Raw genomic sequence first — 18,087 nt, forward strand, 5'->3', positions numbered from 1 at the left:
CCGTCGGCCGCACGACACTCCCAGAGTGCGGGCACCTGGTACTGATCCTCCTGGGAATGCGAGACACTGGTCAGTCGTTGTCCCGGGCGGCGGAGCAGGACCGCCCTCCCCGCAGCAAACGCGGGTCGCGATGCGAACCAGGAGATGCAGTGAGCGACGTCCGTAACGTGATCATCATCGGTTCCGGCCCGGCCGGCTACACGGCAGCGCTCTACACCGCCCGTGCCTCCCTCGATCCGCTGGTCTTCGAGGGTGCCGTCACCGCCGGTGGCGCGCTGATGAACACCACCGAGGTCGAGAACTTCCCCGGCTTCCGGGACGGCATCATGGGCCCCGAGCTGATGGACAACATGCGGGCGCAGGCCGAGCGCTTCGGCGCCGAGCTGATCCCCGACGACATCGTCGCGGTCGACCTCACCGGTGACGTCAAGACCGTCACCGACTCCGAGGGCAACGTCCACAAGGCCCGCGCCGTGATCGTCACCACCGGCTCCCAGCACCGCAAGCTGGGCCTGCCGAACGAGGACCAGCTGTCCGGGCGCGGCGTCTCCTGGTGCGCCACCTGTGACGGCTTCTTCTTCCGCGACCAGGACATCGCGGTGGTCGGCGGCGGTGACACCGCCCTGGAGGAGGCGACCTTCCTCTCCCGTTTCGCCCGCAGCGTCAAGGTCATCCACCGCCGGGACACCCTGCGCGCCTCCAAGGCGATGCAGGAGCGCGCCTTCGCCGACGAGAAGATCAGCTTCGAGTGGGACAGCGCCGTCGAGGCGATCCACGGCGACCCGAAGCTGACCGGTGTCACCCTGCGCGACACCACCACCGGCGAGACCCGCGAGCTCCCGGTCACCGGCCTGTTCATCGCCATCGGCCACGACCCGCGCACCGAGCTCTTCAAGGGCCAGCTGGACCTCGACGCCGAGGGCTACCTCAAGGTCGAGTCCCCCTCCACCCGCACCAACATCCCGGGTGTCTTCGCCGCCGGCGACGTCGTCGACCACACCTACCGCCAGGCCATCACCGCCTCCGGCACCGGCTGCTCCGCCGCCCTGGACGCCGAGCGCTACCTGGCCTCGCTGGCCGACCTGGAGGCCCAGGCCGCCACCGTCGCGGTCTGACCCCCACCGACCCCACCGTCCGGGTGGGTGTGTTCCACGTGAAACACGCCCACCCCGCCGGGCCGAAACAGAACCGCCCCGCGCGGTGTTGTAGACCTGGCAGAGCCCCCCTCCCGCTTGACCCTTAGGAGTGATCGTGGCCGGCGCCACCACCATCGTGACCGACGCGACGTTCGATGCCGACGTCATCAAGAGCGACAAGCCCGTCCTCGTCGACTTCTGGGCCGAATGGTGCGGCCCGTGCCGCCAGGTGGCCCCGGTCCTGGAGGAGATCGCGGCCGACGAGAGCGACAAGCTCACCATCGCCAAGCTCGACGTCGACGCCAACCAGCAGACCGCCGCGGCGTACAACGTCATCTCCATCCCGACCCTGATCCTCTTCAAGAACGGCGAGCCGGTGAAGCAGATCACCGGTGCCCGTCCGAAGGCCGCGCTGCTGCGCGAGCTGGACGGCCTGATCTGAGGCCGCTCCCCCAGGACGCCACGAGGGCGGGACTCCCCACCGGGAGTCCCGCCCTCGTTCGTTTGCCGCCCCCGTGCGTGGCCGCGCTCAGAACGGCCGCAGCGCCGGCTCCTTCCGCCCGCCGCCCAGCAGTCGCTCCAGCGCCCCCTCGACGTCCCCCCGCCAGGAGAGCGTGGTCCGCGCCTCCAGCCGCAGCCGCGGGTAGCGGTGGTGCGGGCGGACCGTCTTGAAGCCCACCGCCAACAGGTGCTCGGCCGGCAGCACACAGCTGACCGGCTGCCGACCGACCGCCCCGAACGCCTCGATCGCCCGGAACCCCCGACCCAGCAGGTCCTTGGCCACCGTCTGCACCAGCACCCGCCCGATCCCCTGCCGCTGGAAGCCCGGCAGCACCCGGCTGACCATCAGCTGAACGGCGTCCGAGGAGACCGGGCTGGTGGGAAAGGACTGCGAGCGCGGCACATAGGCGGGCGGGGCGTAGAGCACGAAGCCGGCCGGCCGGTCGTCCACGTAGACCACCCGGCCGCAGGAGCCCCACTCCAGCAGGACGGCGGAGATCCACCCCTCCTTCTCCAGCGCGGGCTTGCCGGACTCGACCGCCGCCCGGCCACTGACCGGGTCCAGCTCCCAGAACACGCAGGAACGGCAGGTCGACGGCAGATCCGCGAGGTTGTCCAGCGTCAGCGGAACGATCCGGCGTCCCATGCCCCGCACCTCCTCGTCCACTCCACAGTCGAGCATTCCCCCCGAACGCCGACGGGTGCATGTTTCACGTGAAACAACGCTCACGCGGAACATGCACCCGTCTCCACGGCAATGCCGACCCCGGCTCAGCCCTGCGACAGCCGCAGCCCGTCGTCGCCGGGCGCCATGCTGTCCAGGATCCGGTTGAGGTCCTCCACCGAGCCGAACTCCAGGACGACCTTGCCCTTGCCGAGCCTGCCGCCCCGCTGCGAGACCTCGACCTTCACCCGGGTGTCGAAGCGGTCGGAGAGCCGGCTCGCCAGGTCGTTGAAGGCCGGCGAGAGGATCTTGCCCGCCTTCGGCCCGGCCGAGCGCTTGGGCTTCGGCTCCTCACCGTTCATCACCGTGACGAGCTCCTCGGTCATCCGGACCGTGAGCGCCTCGGCGATCACCCGGGCGGCGAGCTCCTCCTGCCGCTCGGCCTCCACGAGCCCGAGCAGCGCCCGGCCGTGCCCGGCCGTGATCGTCCCGGCGGCCAGCCGTCGCTGCACCCCCGTCGAGAGCTTCAGCATCCGCAGGGTGTTGGACACATGCGAACGCGAGCGGCCGATCCGGTCGGCCAGCTCCTCATGGGTGCAGGAGAAGTCCCGCAGCAGCTGGTCGTAGGCGGCCGCCTCCTCCAGCGCGTTCAGCTCGGCCCGGTGCAGGTTCTCCAGCAGGGCGTCCAGGAGCAGCTTGTCGTCCTCGGTGGCCCGGACGATCGCCGGGATCTGCTCCAGTCCGGCCTCCCGGGAGGCCCGCCAGCGCCGTTCGCCCATGATGAGCTCGAAGCGCCCGGGCGCCGTCTGGCGCACCACCACCGGCTGGAGCAGGCCCACCTCCTTGATCGAGGTGACCAGCTCGGCCAGCTTGTCCTCGTCGAACACCTCGCGCGGCTGGCGCGGGTTCGGGGTGATCGCGTCCAGCGGCAGCTCGGCGAAGTAGGCGCCGGCCACCGGCACGGGCTGCGCCTCGACGGCCTGCTCCCGCAGGCTCTCCGCGGCCGCCTTGGCCGCCAACGTGCCCCGGCCGGACGGCAGCACCGGCACCGCGGCCGGCGAGACCGCCCCGGGCGAGGCCACCGGGACCGCCGCCGGCTGCGCCGCGGCGCCGGCCCCGGCTCCGCCACCCGCCGGGACGGCGGGGCCGATCAGCGCCTCCAGCCCTCGTCCCAGACCCCTACGACCACTCACCGATTGCCCTCCGTCGTACCGTGCTGTGCCCCCGGGGCGCCCTGCCCCGAACCGTCCCGCTGCTGCCCCACCAACGAGCCGCCGCTCCCTGCGGACACCGCCCGCAGCGCCAGCTCCCGGGCGGCCTCCAGGTAGGAGAGCGCGCCGGTGGAGCCCGGGTCGTAGGTGAGCACCGTCTGACCGTAGCTGGGCGCCTCGGAGATGCGGACCGAGCGCGGGATCGCGGTCTGCAGGACCTCCTGCTGGAAGTGCGTCCGGACCTCCTCCGCCACCTGGGCGGCCAGCCTGGTCCGGGCGTCGTACATGGTGAGCAGGATGGTGGAGACGTGCAGCGCCTGGTTGAGGTGCGCCCGGACCAGCTCGACGTTGCGCAGCAGCTGGCCGAGGCCCTCCAGCGCGTAGTACTCGCACTGGATCGGGATCAGCACCTCCTGGCCGGCGACCAGGGCGTTGACCGTCAACAGGCCCAGCGAGGGCGGACAGTCGATGAGGATGTAGTCCAGCGGCTGCTCGTAGGCGGCGATGGCGCGCTGCAGCCGGCTCTCCCGGGCCACCAGCGACACCAGCTCGATCTCGGCGCCGGCCAGGTCGATCGTGGCGGGGACGCAGAACAGCCCCTCGACCTCGACCACCGGCTGCACCACGTCGGCCAGCGGCTTGCCCTCCACCAGGACGTCGTAGATCGAGGGCACCTCGGCGTGGTGGTCGATACCGAGCGCGGTCGAGGCGTTGCCTTGCGGGTCGAGGTCGATCACCAGCACGCGCAGGCCGTGCATGGCCAGCGAGGCGGCGATATTGACGGTGGTGGTGGTCTTGCCCACCCCGCCCTTCTGGTTGGCCACCACCATCACCCGGGTGGCTGCGGGGCGGGGCAGTCCCTCGCCCGCTCGGCCGATGGCCTGGACCGCAGCCTGGGCAGCACGCGCGATGGGCGTGTCATCGATCTGGTCGATGGTCTCCGAGTCCTGCATGGGGCTCAGTGTTTCACGTGAAACCGGAGCGGCAACAGTCGCCGCCCGGCTGCGCGAGAGGATTCCCGAGAGGAGTGAGCGACGTTTCACGTGAAACACCATGCCCGCAATGTCGGAATTCTGACGATGCGACACTCCGGTGGTCCGATGTCGTCCTGCCGTCCGCCCGCCCGTCACCCGAACGCCTCTGGCCGCCGAAAAGCACACGGGCGGGGTGGTCCGAGGACCACCCCGCCCGTGCCGGGCATCACGTCCGGATCAACGGCCGCGCCGCCGAGGGGTCCGGCCGCGGTCGCCGCCGCGCACCGGGCCGCCGACCCGGCCGGCCCTGGCCGCGGCCCTGGCCCGGCGGGTCGCCGCCTTCACACCGCCGGGGCTCTCCCCCACCTTGACCTGGACCACCCGGGTCGAGGTCTCCAGGGTGCCCTCGCCGACCGCGATCACCGACCACTCCACCGCACCGAGCTTCGCCAGCCCGGCCCGGGAATCGGCCAGCTCCTGCTCGGCGCTGTCGCCCTTGAGCGCCAGCATCTGGCCGTGCGGCCGCAGCAGCGGCAGCCCCCAGCCGGCCAGCCGCTCCATCGGCGCCACCGCGCGCGCGGTCACCACGTCCACCGCCAGCTTGCCGACCATCTCCTCGGCACGGCCGCGGAGCACGGTGACGTTCTCCAGCCCCAGCTCGCGGACCACCTCCTCCAGGAAGGTGGTGCGCCGCAGCAGCGGCTCCAGCAGGGTCACCGAGACGTCCGGCCGCGCCAGCGCCACCGGGATGCCGGGCAGGCCGGCCCCGGAGCCCACGTCGCAGAGCGTCGTCCCGGCCGGCAGCAGCTCGGCGAGGACGGCGCAGTTCAGCACGTGCCTGTCCCAGAGCCGGGGCACCTCGCGCGGGCCGATCAGCCCCCGGGTCACTCCCGAGGTGGCCAGCAGCTCGGTGTAGCGGACCGCGGCGTCGAACCGCTCGCCGAAGACCTCCCGGGCCACGGCCGGCGGCGCGGGCGGCGGCTCGACCGCCGGCCGCCCGCCGGCCGCCGCACCCTCGGTACCCGGACCGCCGGCGCCCGTCTCCGACCCGCCGGCAGGCGCGCTCTCCGTGTCCATCTCGAACTCTCCGCTCCCCGGATCCACCGACCCGCTCCTGCACCGTTTCACGTGAAACATCTCTCGCGGGGCCACCGCCCGCGAAGGGACGACGACCCCGCCCGCGCGTGGCGGACGGGGTCGGGCCCTCGTGTCGCATGCCGACCGCCGAAGCCGCCGGCGGTCACCCTGCCGTCAGGCCGGCAGGACGACCACGCACCGCTGGGGCTCCTCGCCCTCCGACTCGCTGCGCAGACCGGCTGCGGCCACCGCGTCGTGGACGACCTTGCGCTCGAACGGGGTCATCGGACGCAACTTGACCTGCTCCCCCGAGCTCTTCACCTGCTCGGCGGCCTGGGCGCCGAGGGCGGCGAGCTCCGAGCGCTTGCGCGCCCGGAAGCCGGCGATGTCCAGCATGAGGCGGCTGCGCTCGCCGGTCTCCCGGTGGACGGCCAACCGGGTCAGCTCCTGCAGCGCCTCCAGCACCTCGCCGTCCTGGCCGACCAGCCGCTGCAGGGTGCGGTCGTCGCCGTCACCGACGATGGAGACCAGGGCGCGGTCGCCCTCGACGTCCATGTCGATGTCACCGTCGAGGTCGGCGATGTCGAGCAGACCCTCCAGGTAGTCCGCCGCGATGTCGCCCTCCTGCTCCAGGCGGGCGACGACGCTCTCGTCGGCGCTGGCTTCGGCCTCGGCCTCGACGGCGGAGGTGATGCCTTCCGTCACTGATGGACTCCTTCGGAGATGGGCCCGGGTGGTGGGCCGGTAACGAGGTTCAGGGGGCCGCAGGAACGGTCCGGAGCGGACCGGTCACTTCTTCTTGGGCCGCTGACCGCTGCCGCGCTTGGGCTGCTGCCGGCCGCTCTGCTGCCGGGCCGCACCCGGCTTGGCACCCGCCGGACGTGCCGCGGTCTGCTTGGCCGCACCGGTGCCGGCGGACGCCGCGGACGTGCCGGACGTCCCGGTGGCGGCGCCGGTGTCGGCGGAATCCGCCGGGGCGGCGTCGGCGGGCTCCTCGGCCGGGGCGTCCTTGGTCAGGCTCGCCGGCTGGGCGCCGCCGTGCTGGCGCTGCGACTTGCTCTGCTTCCGCGGCTGCTGCCGGCGCACCTGCACCGACTCCTCGACCACGGCCTCGGCGCTGACGGCCGACTTCTTCGCGGGGAGCAGACCGAACAGCGGGCCCTTGATGACCGAGCCGTCCGGGTTCAGCCGGCCGGTCTTCTTCAGGCGGGCCTGACGCTCGTCCCAGGCCTTGCTGCCCGGCGTCGGGTTGTTGCGGATGACGATCAGCTGCTGGCCCATCGACCAGACGTTGGTGGTCAGCCAGTAGACCAGGACACCGACCGGGAAGTTGATGCCCATCACGGCGAACATGATCGGGAAGACGTACATCAGCATCTTCTGCTGCTGCATGAACGGCGTCTTCACGGTGAGGTCGACGTTCTTCGTCATCAGCTGGCGCTGGGTGATGAACTGCGACAGCGACATCATGATGATCATCACCGCGACGACGATCTTGACGCTGACGTCGCTGCTGCCCACGAAGGTGGCCGACAGCGGAGCGCCGAAGATGTGCGCCTTGCCGGCGCTCACCAGCAGCTCGCCGTTGATCACGCCGATCTCGTGGCCCTTGGCGACCGAGGCCAGCACGCCGTAGAGCGCGGTGAAGAACGGCGCCTGCACGAGGATGGGAAGGCAGCTGGAGAACGGGTTGGTACCCGCCTCCTTGTACAGCTTCATCATCTCTTCGGACTGGCGCTGGCGGTCGTTCTTGTACCGCTCCTGGATGGCCTTCATCTTCGGCTGGATCGCCTGCATGGCCCGGGTCGCCTTGATCTGCTTCACGAAGAGCGGGATCAGGCAGATCCGGATGACGACCACCATCGAGGCGATGGCCAGACCCCAGGCCCAGCCACCATCCGGATTGAAGACGTGGCTGTACAGCGAGTGGAACTGGACGATGATCCAGGACACCGCTGTGTACAGGGGGTTGAGGAAGGAGAAGGTCACCGGTCAGGCTCCTTGGACATTGGGATTGGCCCCATGGGGCCAATGGTCGCCGGGCCCTCAGGGTCCGGACCGGCGGGGGGCATGATCACCGGCTGGTCGGCGGCGGACCGGCCCTTCAGCCAGTCCCGCAGCCGGCGGTGCCACACCGGATGCTTGCGCGGCGGGACATGATCGACCCCGCCGGGAGTCCACGGATTGCAGCGCAGGATGCGCCACACGGTCAGTGCGCCGCCCTTCACCGCCCCGTGCGTCCGCACGGCCTCGAAGCCGTAGTGGGAGCAGGACGGGTAGTAGCGGCACACCGGACCGAGCAGTGGGCTGATGGTCCACTGGTAGACCCTGATCAGACCCATCAGCAGGTACTTCATCGCCCTGCTCCCGTCGGCGCCGAGGCGGCGTGCTCGACCTTGAGCAGCCGTTTGAGCGCCGCGTCCAGGTCGCGTTCGAGTTCCTGGTACGAGGCGGACGCGGCCGGGGGCAGCGCACGCACCACTATCAGGCTACCGGCGGGCAGCCGGGACAGACGATCACACACAAGGTGGCGCAACCGGCGCTTGACCAGGTTGCGGGTGACCGCCGGGCCGACGGCCTTGCTCACGACGAAACCCGCACGCGCCGAAGGAGTCCCCTCGGCGACGTGCGGGCGGGTGTCGCTGGTCCGGTCGGTGCGGCCCCCGGGGGCGTCCTCTCTGGCGAGATGGACGACCAGCAGGGGCCTACCGGCCCGGCGACCGCGTTTCACCGCGGTCGCGAAGTCCTGGCGCCGCCGCAGCCGATTCTCGGAGGGCAGCACAGCAGACTCTGGTGCGGATCAGGCGGACAGGCTGGCGCGGCCCTTGCCACGGCGGGCAGCCAGGATGGCGCGGCCGGCGCGGGTACGCATCCGCAGCCGGAAGCCGTGGGTCTTGGCGCGACGACGGTTGTTCGGCTGGAAGGTGCGCTTGCTCACTCGGGGGCTCCTGAGGTGAATCGTAGGATGACGGGGTGTCGCTTGGCCGTCACCGTGCGTCCGCGTGATCTCCCCTGTTTCGGAAATCCGGCCCATCACCCCAGTTCGGCTGGGGTTTGAGGCAATCCACGGCGCCCGTGCTGCGCGCCTTATGGAGCGGGTGGACCCGCGGACATGCGGCAGCGGCCATCGACAACTCGACCTGGTTACGGTACGCGGGACGGGGCACGAGGGTCAAACCGGCCGCCCGGAGGCCGTTTACCCACAGCCTGTGGACAACGACTTGATCCCGCCCTGTTCGCTGACTACCGTTGCAGGACTTGTCTGGTTTGTTCATCGGAAAGCGTGCACCAGTGGCTGATGTCAACAGCGACCTTGTCCCGGTCTGGGCGAGGGTCGTCGAGCGGCTGGTCGGCGACCCGGACATCGGGGAGATGGACAAGCAGTGGGTGCAGCGCACCCAGCCCATGTGGATGATGCACGACACCGCCCTGCTGGCGGCCCCGAACGAGCGGGCCAAGCAGGTGCTGGAGGGCCGGCTGCTGCCGCAGCTGACCGAGGCGCTCTCCCGCGAGCTGGCCCGCCCGGTGCGGATCGCCGTGATGGTCGACGCCAACGCCGTGCCGACCACCCCGGCCCCGCATCCCCCCGTCGAGCCGTACCCGAGCCCGTCCGAGCAGGACGCCGGCGGCTACGGCGACCAGGGCTACCCGCAGGGGTACGAGCAGGACTACGAGCAGAGCTACGAGCGGCCCCCCTACGACAGCGGCGGCTACGAGCAGCACCCCGCGCCGTACGGCGCCCCGGCGGGCGGCCCCCAGGCCTGGCCCGGCTACCAGGAGCAGCCGCCGGCCTATCGCGAACCCGAGGAGCCCGCGCCCCGGCCCGCGCCGCGCCCGCTCCCCGCGCCGCCCTCGACCACCCAGGGCGACCTCTTCGGCGGCGCCTACGGCCCCGGCCCGGGCGAGCACCCGCGGACCGCGGCCGGACGCCGCTCCCCGGCGGCCGCCCGGCCGCCGGACGCGGCGGGGACAGGGCCCCCGCCGAGCGCGGCACCGACCGGCCGGCGGTGCCCGGCGTGCCCGCCCCGCCCGGCGCGCCCCCGGCGGGCGGCTCCCGCAAGGACGAGCCGGCCGCCCGGCTGAACCCCAGGTACCTGTTCGACACCTTCGTCATCGGCGCGAGCAACCGCTTCGCGCACGCGGCGGCGGTGGCGGTCGCCGAGGCTCCGGCCAAGGCGTACAACCCGCTCTTCATCTACGGCGAGTCCGGGCTGGGCAAGACCCACCTGCTGCACGCCATCGGTCACTACTCGCGCAGCCTCTTCCCGGGCACCCGGGTGCGGTACGTGTCCTCGGAGGAGTTCACCAACGAGTTCATCAACTCCATCCGGGACGGCAAGGCGGACACCTTCCGCAAGCGCTACCGGGACATGGACATCCTGCTCGTGGACGACGTGCAGTTCCTGGCGAGCAAGGAGTCCACGCAGGAGGAGTTCTTCCACACCTTCAACACCCTGCACAACGCCAACAAGCAGATCGTCCTCTCCTCCGACCGGCCGCCCAGGCTGCTGACCACGCTGGAGGACCGGCTGCGCAACCGCTTCGAGTGGGGGCTGATCACCGACGTCACCCCGCCGGAGCTGGAGACCCGGATCGCGATCCTGCGCAAGAAGGCGATCCAGGAGCAACTCAACGCTCCCGCCGACGTGTTGGAGTTCATCGCGTCCCGGATCACCCGGAACATCCGGGAGTTGGAGGGGGCCCTCATCCGGGTCACCGCCTTCGCCAACCTCAACCGGGCGCCGGTGGACCTGGAGCTGGCCGGGATCGTCCTCAAGGACCTCATCCCGGGCGGCGACGAGGACGCCGGACCGGAGATCACCGCCCAGGTGATCATGCAGCAGACCGCCGCCTACTTCGGGCTGGGGGTCGACGACCTCTGCGGATCCTCGCGCAGCCGCGTGCTGGTGACGGCGCGACAGATCGCCATGTACCTCTGCCGGGAGCTCACCGACCTCTCGCTGCCGAAGATCGGCGCGCAGTTCGGCGGCCGCGACCACACCACCGTGATGCACGCCGACCGCAAGATCCGGTCACTCATGGCCGAGCGTCGCTCGATCTACAACCAGGTCACCGAGCTGACCAACCGCATCAAGAGCTAGCCGGCCGGCCCGTCGGGGCCGGGCCCCCAGGTGGCCGGAAAAGGGCGTCAGGAGCGATCCTGGCGCCCTTTCGGCATATCCACAGGTGTGCGCGGCGCGGCGGCGGGGCAGGGATGCCGGTGACGGACGCTCCGCCAGTCCACAGCCCGCGCCGAACATCTGACCGGTGATTCGAACTCCACCGGTGCGCGAGGCGGAAATCCACAGGCCGGGGCGGTTCTCCGTCATCCACAGGCCCGGGCGCCGTGAGTTATCCAGAATTCCTCCACAGGGCTGCCGCCGCTACGCTCTTCCGCGCAGGTCAGGTGCCTGTGGACTTGTGCACAACCGTTATCCACAGGCTGTGGACAATTGGCGGCCCGTCAGTGGGCCGTCCGGGTTGTCCACCGGTTGTCCCCAGGCCGGGCGAGGTTATCCCCAGGTTGTCCACAGCTGTGTCCACAGTTCGACAAGCTTCTGCCGTCGTTCACGCCCAGGTGTGAAAGCCGTCACGAAAAGTTGACCGGCGCCCGTGGATAACCACGTCCCGATCTGGGGATGGTGCTGGGGATAACCTGTGGATACCCAGCGTGCCCTGTGGGTAACGCTCCGCCGTCCACAGCGGGCCGTGTTCGTCCACAGCCGCCATCCACATGTCCTGTGGACAAAAAACCGGACCTGACCTGCGCAAACAGGGTTATCCACGGTTTCCACAGGCCCTACTACTACCACTACACCTATAGACCGTTCGCCTGGTTCAAAAGCGGGTGGGCTCGAAATCTGTGGACAACCGCTCCCCGACATCCGTTCGACTTGCTTCCGCCCGTCTGCCCCGTCTGTCGGTGGAGTACGTCAGACTGTCCTCGGCGACTGGAAGCGGAGCGGCGGAGCTCGGCGGGACAGCCGCACCGAAGACCAAGATCAGAAGAACCAGACGTGCGAGCGGGAGCGCTCGATCCAGGAGGCGGTTACCGGTGAAGTTCCGGGTGGAGCGTGACGTCCTCGCGGAGGCGGTGGCCTGGGCTGCTCGCAGCCTCCCGGCACGGCCGCCGGTGCCGGTGCTGGCCGGCCTGCTGCTGACGGCGCAGGACGGCAGCCTGGCGCTGTCCGGCTTCGACTACGAGGTCTCGGCCCGGGTCGAGCTCGAGGCCGACATCGAGGAGGCCGGCACCGTGCTGGTCTCCGGCCGGCTGCTCAACGACATCTCGCGCAACCTCCCCAACCGGCCGGTGGAGATCTCCACCGACGGCCAGCGGGTCAGCGTGGTCTGCGGCAGCTCCCGGTTCACCCTGCCGACCCTGCCGGTGGACGAGTACCCGGCCCTGCCCCAGATGCCGACCGCGACCGGCACCGTCCCCGGCGACGTCTTCGCCTCCGCGGTCAGCCAGGCCGCCGTGGCCGCCGGCCGCGACGACACCCTGCCGGTGCTCACCGGCGTCCGGGTCGAGATCGAGGGCGACCGGATCACCCTGGCCGCCACCGACCGCTACCGCTTCGCGGTCCGCGAGCTGCTGTGGAAGCCCGAGCAAGCCGACATCTCGGCGGTCGCGCTCGTCCCGGCCAAGACCCTGCAGGACATCGCCAAGTCCCTGGGCAGCGGTGACAGCGTCTCCATCGCGCTCTCCTCGGGCGGCGCGGGCGAGGGCCTGATCGGCTTCGAGGGCGCCGGCCGGCGGACCACCACCCGCCTGCTGGAGGGCGAGTTCCCCAAGTACCGCAGCCTCTTCCCGACCGAGTTCAACGCGATCGCGGCGATCCAGACCCAGCCCTTCCTGGAGGCGCTCAAGCGCGTCTCGCTGGTCGCCGAGCGCAACACCCCGGTCCGGCTGAACTTCGAGGAGGGCGTGCTCACCCTGGAGGCCGGCTCCGGTGACGACGCCCAGGCCACCGAGCGGATCGACGCCTCCCTGGAGGGCGACGCCATCTCGATCGCGTTCAACCCGGGCTACCTGGAGGAGGGCCTCAAGGCCATCGACTCCGCCTACGCCCAGCTGAGCTTCACCACCCCGACCAAGCCCGCGCTGCTCAGCGGCAAGGCCGCGGTGGACGCCGAGGCGGACGAGGCCTACCAGTACCTGATCATGCCGGTCCGCCTCTCCGGCTGAGCCGACCGCGCTTCCGGGCCGGCCGGCCGCCACCGGCCCGGCCCGGAAGCGTCGAGTCCACGGCTCCGTCCACAGCCCTGTGAACAAACCTGTGGAGCCCTCCCCCGGTCGGCCCGACCGCGCGGAGGCCCTTTCGCTCCAGCACGTAGGCTCAAGGAGGCGCGGCAACGGCGCCGCCCGCAGGGACGTCACCACAGGTAAGGATTTGGCTATGGAGCTCGGCCTCATCGGTCTCGGCAAGATGGGCGGCAACATGCGCGAGCGGATCCGCCGCGCCGGCCACACCGTCATCGGCTACGACCGCAACCCCGACATCTCCGACGTCGAGAGCCTCCAGGAGCTGGTCACCAAGCTGCAGGGCCCGCGCGTCGTCTGGGTCATGGTCCCGGCAGGCGCCGCCACCCAGGCCACCGTGGACGAGCTGGCCGAGCTGCTCTCCCCCGGCGACGTGGTCGTCGACGGCGGCAACTCCCGCTGGACCGACGACATCAAGCACGCCGAGGCGCTCGCCGCCAAGGGCATCGGCTTCGTCGACTGCGGCGTCTCCGGCGGCGTCTGGGGCCTGGAGAACGGCTACGCGCTGATGTACGGCGGCGACGCCGAGCACGTCGCCAAGGCCCAGCCGGTCTTCGACGCGCTCAAGCCCGAGAGCGAGTTCGGCTCGGTGCACGCGGGCGCGGTCGGCGCCGGCCACTTCGCCAAGATGGTCCACAACGGCATCGAGTACGCGATGATGCAGGCCTTCGCCGAGGGCTGGGAGCTGCTGGAGGCCGCCCCCGAGGTCACCGACGTCCGCGAGGTCTTCCGCAGCTGGCAGGAGGGCACCGTGATCCGCTCCTGGCTGCTCGACCTGGCCGTGCGCGCCCTGGACGAGGACGAGCACCTGGGCAAGCTCAAGGGCTGGGCCGCCGACTCCGGCGAGGGCCGCTGGACCGTCGAGGCCGCGATCGACCACGCCGTGCCGCTGCCGGCGATCACCGCCTCGCTGTTCGCCCGCTTCGCCTCCCGCCAGGACGACTCGCCGCAGATGAAGATGATTGCCGCGCTGCGCAACCAGTTCGGCGGCCACGCGGTCGAGTCGAAGTAGTCCCCGCAGGTCCCTCCCCAGAAGGCGAGCGCAGTCCACCGTCATGCACGTCGCGCACCTGTCGCTCGCCGACTTCCGCTCCTACGCCCGGGCCGAGGTCCCCCTCGACCCGGGCGTCACGGCGTTCGTCGGCCCCAACGGCCAGGGCAAGACCAACCTGGTCGAGGCGGTCGGCTACGTCGCCACCCTGGGCAGCCACCGGGTCGCCACCGACGCCCCGCTGATCCGGCTGGGCGCCGAGCGCGCGGTGATCCGCACCTCGGTCGTGGACCGCGGCCGCTCCACCCTGGTCGAGCTGGAGATCACCCCCGGCAAGGCCAACCGGGCCCGGATCAACCGCTCCGACAACGTCCGCCCGCGCGATGTGCTGGGCCTGCTGCGCACCGTGCTGTTCGCCCCGGAGGACCTCGCCCTGGTCAAGGGCGACCCGGGGGAGCGCCGGCGTTTCCTGGACGAGCTGCTGACCGCCCGCGCGCCCCGGCTGGCCGGGGTCCGGCAGGACTACGAGCGGGTGCTCAAGCAGCGCAACGCCCTGCTGAAGACCGCCGCGATGGCCCGCCGGGCCGGCGGCGGCAAGGGCGCCGACCTGTCCACCCTGGAGGTCTGGGACGGCCACCTGGCCCGGGCCGGCGCCGAGCTCACCGCCTTCCGCCTCCAGCTGGTGGCCTCCCTCCAGCCGCTGGTCACGGCCGCCTACGGGCAGCTCGCGCCGGGCGGCGGCGACACCGCGCTGGAGTACCGCAGCTCCTTCGAGGGCGAGCTGCCGACCAGCCGCGAGCAGGCCGAGGAGCAGCTGCTGGAGGCGCTGCGGACGGCCCGCAAGCAGGAGGTCGAGCGCGGGGTCACCCTGGTCGGCCCGCACCGCGACGAACTGGTGCTCAAGCTCGGCCCGCTGCCCGCCAAGGGCTACGCCAGCCACGGCGAGTCCTGGTCGTTCGCGCTGGCGCTGCGGCTGGCGTCGTACGAGCTGCTGCGCGCCGACGGGGGAGAGCCGGTGCTGATCCTGGACGACGTCTTCGCCGAACTGGACGCCGCCCGCCGCGACCGGCTGGCCGAGCTGGTGGCCGGCGGCGAGCAGGTCCTGGTGACCGCGGCGGTGGCCGAGGACGTCCCGAAGGCGCTGGCCGGCGCCCGGTACACGGTTGCCGACGGCGCCGTCCAGCGCGTCACCGGCTGACCGCGCCCGAGCCGCGCCCGAGCCGCGCCGGAATCGCGCCGAGCCGCGCCGCGCCCGACCACCCCCGACCCACCGCCGCCGGTGGTCGCACACCCCGCGTCCGTACCCCCGGGAACGCCCACCCGCGCCGCCGCGTGCCGTCCCGCCTCCCGTACGCTGGACGGCTCACCGTTGTCCACAGGGTGGGGATAAGGAGATCGCCGTGAGCGATTCGGCGGAGCACCCCGAGCCGACCGGTGCGGACCTGGCGCGTTCGGCGCTGCGGGCGGCCCGGGCGCAGGCCCGCCAGCGCGGTGAGCAGGTGCGCGAGAAGCGCGAGGCGAAGCGGCACGGCCTGCGCAGCGGGGCCCGCTCGGACGGCCGCGACCCGGTGCCGCTGGGGGCGGCGCTGACCCGGCTGCTGACCGAGCGGGGCTGGGAGTCCTCGGCCGCGGTCGGCGGGGTGATGGGCCGTTGGCCGCAGATCGTCGGCCCCGACATCGCCGCGCACTGCACGCCCACCTCCTACGACGACGAGGCCGCGGTGCTCACGGTGCAGTGCGACTCCACTGCCTGGGCCACCCAACTGCGATGGCTGGCACGGCAGTTGGTGGCCCGTCTGAACCACGAGCTGGGCCACGGCACGGTCCGCACCATCAAGGTGCTCGGCCCCGCCGCCCCGGTGCGCGGCTACGGCCGGCTGCGCGCCCCCGGCAGCAAGGGCCCCGGCGACACCTGGGGCTAGCCGCCACTCGCCCGCTCGCCCCCGGCGCGGCCCTTCGGCTCGGGGCGGCCGGCCGCGAGCGGAGCGGACCGTGATCCTCCGGAACCCCTGACGGCCCTGCCAGGCGGTCTGAGCCCCCCGGGCGAGTATCGGGACATGTCCCGAGGGGATTCAGGGCGCCATTTCTGCCCTCAGAGGCTGCCAAACGCCCATCGATGTCAGTCGTACCGGTAGACTGGGGGCCAAACACTGTTGCTAGTGGCAACCGAGTCGAAACGCCGTGGTCGCACGCCCGCCCGTAGGGGGCCGGGGATGCGGCCCGCGCTGTGCCAGAGAGGGCGCTTCGTGGCCGATTCCGGCAACCCCAGCCAGATCCCAGACCAGACCGACCAGTCCGACAGGTCGTACGACGCGAGCGCCATCCAGGTGCTGGAAGGCCTCGACGCCGTCCGCAAGCGCCCCGGCATGTACATCGGCTCGACCGGTGAGCGCGGCCTGCACCACCTGGTGCAGGAGATCGTGGACAACTCCGTCGACGAGGCGATGGCCGGGCACGCGGACACCATCGACGTGACGCTCCTGGCCGACGGCGGCGTGCGCGTGGTCGACAACGGCCGCGGCATCCCGGTCGGCATCATGCCGGGCCAGGGCAAGCCGGCCGTCGAGGTCGTGCTGACGGTTCTGCACGCGGGCGGCAAGTTCGGCAACGGCGGCTACGCGGTCTCCGGCGGTCTGCACGGCGTCGGCGTCTCCGTGGTGAACGCGCTGTCCGTCCGCCTCGCGGTGGAGATCCACACCGACGGCCACCGCTGGACGCAGGAGTACAAGGCGGGCACCCCGACCGCTCCGCTGGCCCAGCACGAGGCCGCCGAGCGCACCGGCACCAGCGTCACCTTCTGGGCCGACCCGGACATCTTCGAGACCACGGTCTACTCCTTCGAGACGCTCTCCCGCCGGTTCCAGGAGATGGCGTTCCTCAACAAGGGCCTGACCATCGCGCTGACCGACGAGCGCCCCGAGCACGTCGACGAGGAGGGCAAGCCGCTCTCCGTCACGTACAAGTACGACGGCGGCATCGCCGACTTCGTCGCCCACCTGAACTCCCGCAAGGGCGACGTCGTCCACCCCTCGGTGATCGACTTCGAGGCGGAGGACAAGGACAAGGCGATCTCGGTGGAGATCGCCATGCAGTGGAACTCCTCGTACACCGAGGGGGTCTACTCCTTCGCCAACACCATCCACACCCACGGCGGCGGTACCCACGAGGAGGGCTTCCGCGCCGCGCTGACCGGCCTGGTCAACCGCTACGCGCGGGACAAGAAGCTGCTCCGCGAGAAGGATGACAACCTCTCCGGCGAGGACATCCGCGAGGGTCTGACCGCGATCATCTCGGTCAAGCTCGGCGAGCCGCAGTTCGAGGGCCAGACCAAGGACAAGCTGGGCAACACCGAGGCGAAGACCTTCGTCCAGAAGGTCGTCCACGAGCACCTGAACGACTGGCTGGACCGCAACCCCAACGAGGCCGCGGACATCATCCGCAAGTCCATCCAGGCCGCCACCGCGCGCGTCGCCGCCCGCAAGGCCCGCGACCTCACCCGCCGCAAGGGCCTGCTGGAGTCCGCCTCGCTGCCCGGCAAGCTCAGCGACTGCCAGTCCAAGGACCCGGCCGAGTGCGAGATCTTCATCGTCGAGGGTGACTCCGCCGGCGGCTCGGCCAAGCAGGGCCGCGACCCGCGCATCCAGGCGATCCTCCCGATCCGCGGCAAGATCCTGAACGTCGAGAAGGCCCGGATCGACAAGGTGCTGCAGAACACCGAGGTCCAGGCGCTGATCTCGGCCTTCGGCTGCGGCATCCAGGAGGACTACGACGAGTCCAAGCTGCGGTACCACAAGATCGTCCTGATGGCCGACGCCGACGTCGACGGACAGCACATCCGCACCCTGCTGCTGACCCTGCTGTTCCGCTTCATGCGGCCGCTGGTCGAGTCCGGCTACGTCTACCTGGCGATGCCGCCGCTGTACAAGATCAAGTGGGGCAAGGACGACTTCGAGTACGTCTACTCCGACCGCGAGCGCGACGCCGTGATCGCGGCGGGTGTGGCCGCCGGGCGCAGGCTGCCGAAGGACGACGCGATCCAGCGGTTCAAGGGTCTCGGCGAGATGAACGCCGAGGAGCTCCGGGTCACCACCATGGACCAGGCCCACCGCCTGCTGCTCCAGGTCACCCTGGAGGACGCCGCCCGTGCCGACGAACTGTTCTCGATCCTCATGGGCGAGGACGTCGAGGCCCGCCGCTCCTTCATCCAGCGCAACGCCAAGGACGTCCGCTTCCTGGACGTGTGACGCCTGCCCGCAGGCCCCGCACGTACCA

General features: G+C 71.3%; 16 protein-coding genes and 1 pseudogene. 8 read left to right on the top strand and 9 right to left on the bottom strand.

Going from position 1 to position 18,087, the window contains the following annotated elements:
- The first annotated feature begins 149 nt into the window (after positions 1 to 149).
- Positions 150 to 1,115, top strand: a complete 966-nt coding sequence (gene trxB / locus ACFCLZ_RS19315) for a thioredoxin-disulfide reductase (protein WP_380277623.1) — start codon at positions 150 to 152, stop codon at positions 1,113 to 1,115.
- A gap of 136 nt (positions 1,116 to 1,251) precedes the next feature.
- Positions 1,252 to 1,578 carry a thioredoxin gene (trxA, locus tag ACFCLZ_RS19320; RefSeq protein WP_380277624.1) on the top strand — a complete coding sequence of 109 codons (327 nt, stop codon included), beginning with the start codon at positions 1,252 to 1,254 and terminating at the stop codon, positions 1,576 to 1,578.
- A gap of 87 nt (positions 1,579 to 1,665) precedes the next feature.
- Here the strand turns inward: trxA and ACFCLZ_RS19325 are convergent, their stop codons facing one another.
- From ACFCLZ_RS19325 to rpmH, 9 genes are all read right to left on the bottom strand, one after another.
- Entirely contained in the window at positions 1,666 to 2,283 is a 618-nt protein-coding gene (locus ACFCLZ_RS19325; RefSeq protein WP_380277626.1) for a GNAT family N-acetyltransferase, read from the bottom strand.
- Between the two features lie 125 nt (positions 2,284 to 2,408).
- Positions 2,409 to 3,494, bottom strand: a complete 1,086-nt coding sequence (locus tag ACFCLZ_RS19330) for a ParB/RepB/Spo0J family partition protein (protein WP_380277628.1) — start codon at positions 3,492 to 3,494, stop codon at positions 2,409 to 2,411.
- On the bottom strand, positions 3,491 to 4,465 hold the full coding sequence (locus ACFCLZ_RS19335) for a ParA family protein (RefSeq protein WP_380277630.1): 975 nt from the start codon (positions 4,463 to 4,465) through the stop codon (positions 3,491 to 3,493). The genes ACFCLZ_RS19330 and ACFCLZ_RS19335 overlap by 4 nt, the downstream gene beginning before the upstream one ends.
- Positions 4,466 to 4,723: 258 nt before the next feature.
- Entirely contained in the window at positions 4,724 to 5,563 is an 840-nt protein-coding gene (gene rsmG, locus ACFCLZ_RS19340; protein ID WP_380277632.1) for a 16S rRNA (guanine(527)-N(7))-methyltransferase RsmG, read from the bottom strand.
- 174 nt (positions 5,564 to 5,737) lie between these two features.
- Complete coding sequence (locus tag ACFCLZ_RS19345) at positions 5,738 to 6,268, bottom strand: protein jag (protein WP_380277634.1); 531 nt, start codon at positions 6,266 to 6,268, stop codon at positions 5,738 to 5,740.
- A gap of 84 nt (positions 6,269 to 6,352) precedes the next feature.
- Positions 6,353 to 7,552, bottom strand: a complete 1,200-nt coding sequence (gene yidC, locus ACFCLZ_RS19350; RefSeq protein ID WP_380277636.1) for a membrane protein insertase YidC — start codon at positions 7,550 to 7,552, stop codon at positions 6,353 to 6,355.
- Positions 7,549 to 7,920: a membrane protein insertion efficiency factor YidD gene (yidD, locus tag ACFCLZ_RS19355; protein ID WP_380277638.1), complete on the bottom strand. Its 372-nt coding sequence runs from the start codon at positions 7,918 to 7,920 to the stop codon at positions 7,549 to 7,551. The genes yidC and yidD overlap by 4 nt, the downstream gene beginning before the upstream one ends.
- On the bottom strand, positions 7,917 to 8,345 hold the full coding sequence (gene rnpA / locus ACFCLZ_RS19360) for a ribonuclease P protein component (protein ID WP_380277640.1): 429 nt from the start codon (positions 8,343 to 8,345) through the stop codon (positions 7,917 to 7,919). Before rnpA ends, yidD begins: the two co-directional genes overlap by 4 nt.
- 18 nt (positions 8,346 to 8,363) lie before the next feature.
- The gene (gene rpmH / locus ACFCLZ_RS19365; protein WP_030059672.1) at positions 8,364 to 8,501 is read right to left on the bottom strand and encodes a 50S ribosomal protein L34; all 138 of its coding nucleotides are present in this window, start codon (positions 8,499 to 8,501) and stop codon (positions 8,364 to 8,366) included.
- A gap of 353 nt (positions 8,502 to 8,854) precedes the next feature.
- Between rpmH and dnaA the strand changes: the two are divergent.
- The 6 genes and pseudogenes from dnaA (at position 8,855) to gyrB (ending at position 18,059) form a co-directional block, all read left to right on the top strand.
- A pseudogene (dnaA, locus tag ACFCLZ_RS19370) lies at positions 8,855 to 10,665 on the top strand (chromosomal replication initiator protein DnaA).
- 953 nt (positions 10,666 to 11,618) lie between these two features.
- The gene (dnaN, locus tag ACFCLZ_RS19375) at positions 11,619 to 12,749 is read left to right on the top strand and encodes a DNA polymerase III subunit beta (RefSeq protein ID WP_376086409.1); all 1,131 of its coding nucleotides are present in this window, start codon (positions 11,619 to 11,621) and stop codon (positions 12,747 to 12,749) included.
- A gap of 91 nt (positions 12,750 to 12,840) precedes the next feature.
- Positions 12,841 to 13,836 carry a phosphogluconate dehydrogenase (NAD(+)-dependent, decarboxylating) gene (gene gnd / locus ACFCLZ_RS19380; protein WP_380286216.1) on the top strand — a complete coding sequence of 332 codons (996 nt, stop codon included), beginning with the start codon at positions 12,841 to 12,843 and terminating at the stop codon, positions 13,834 to 13,836.
- A 43-nt stretch (positions 13,837 to 13,879) separates the two neighbouring features.
- On the top strand, positions 13,880 to 15,013 hold the full coding sequence (recF, locus tag ACFCLZ_RS19385) for a DNA replication/repair protein RecF (RefSeq protein ID WP_380277642.1): 1,134 nt from the start codon (positions 13,880 to 13,882) through the stop codon (positions 15,011 to 15,013).
- Between the two features lie 202 nt (positions 15,014 to 15,215).
- A complete protein-coding gene (locus ACFCLZ_RS19390) occupies positions 15,216 to 15,737 on the top strand; it encodes a DciA family protein (RefSeq protein WP_350560574.1) in 522 nt (173 codons plus the stop codon).
- Between the two features lie 291 nt (positions 15,738 to 16,028).
- Entirely contained in the window at positions 16,029 to 18,059 is a 2,031-nt protein-coding gene (gene gyrB, locus ACFCLZ_RS19395) for a DNA topoisomerase (ATP-hydrolyzing) subunit B (RefSeq protein WP_380277644.1), read from the top strand.
- Positions 18,060 to 18,087 lie beyond the last annotated feature (28 nt).

The sequence above is a fragment of the Kitasatospora purpeofusca genome, assembly GCF_042691725.1.
Classification (GTDB): Bacteria; Actinomycetota; Actinomycetes; order Streptomycetales; family Streptomycetaceae; genus Kitasatospora; species Kitasatospora purpeofusca_B.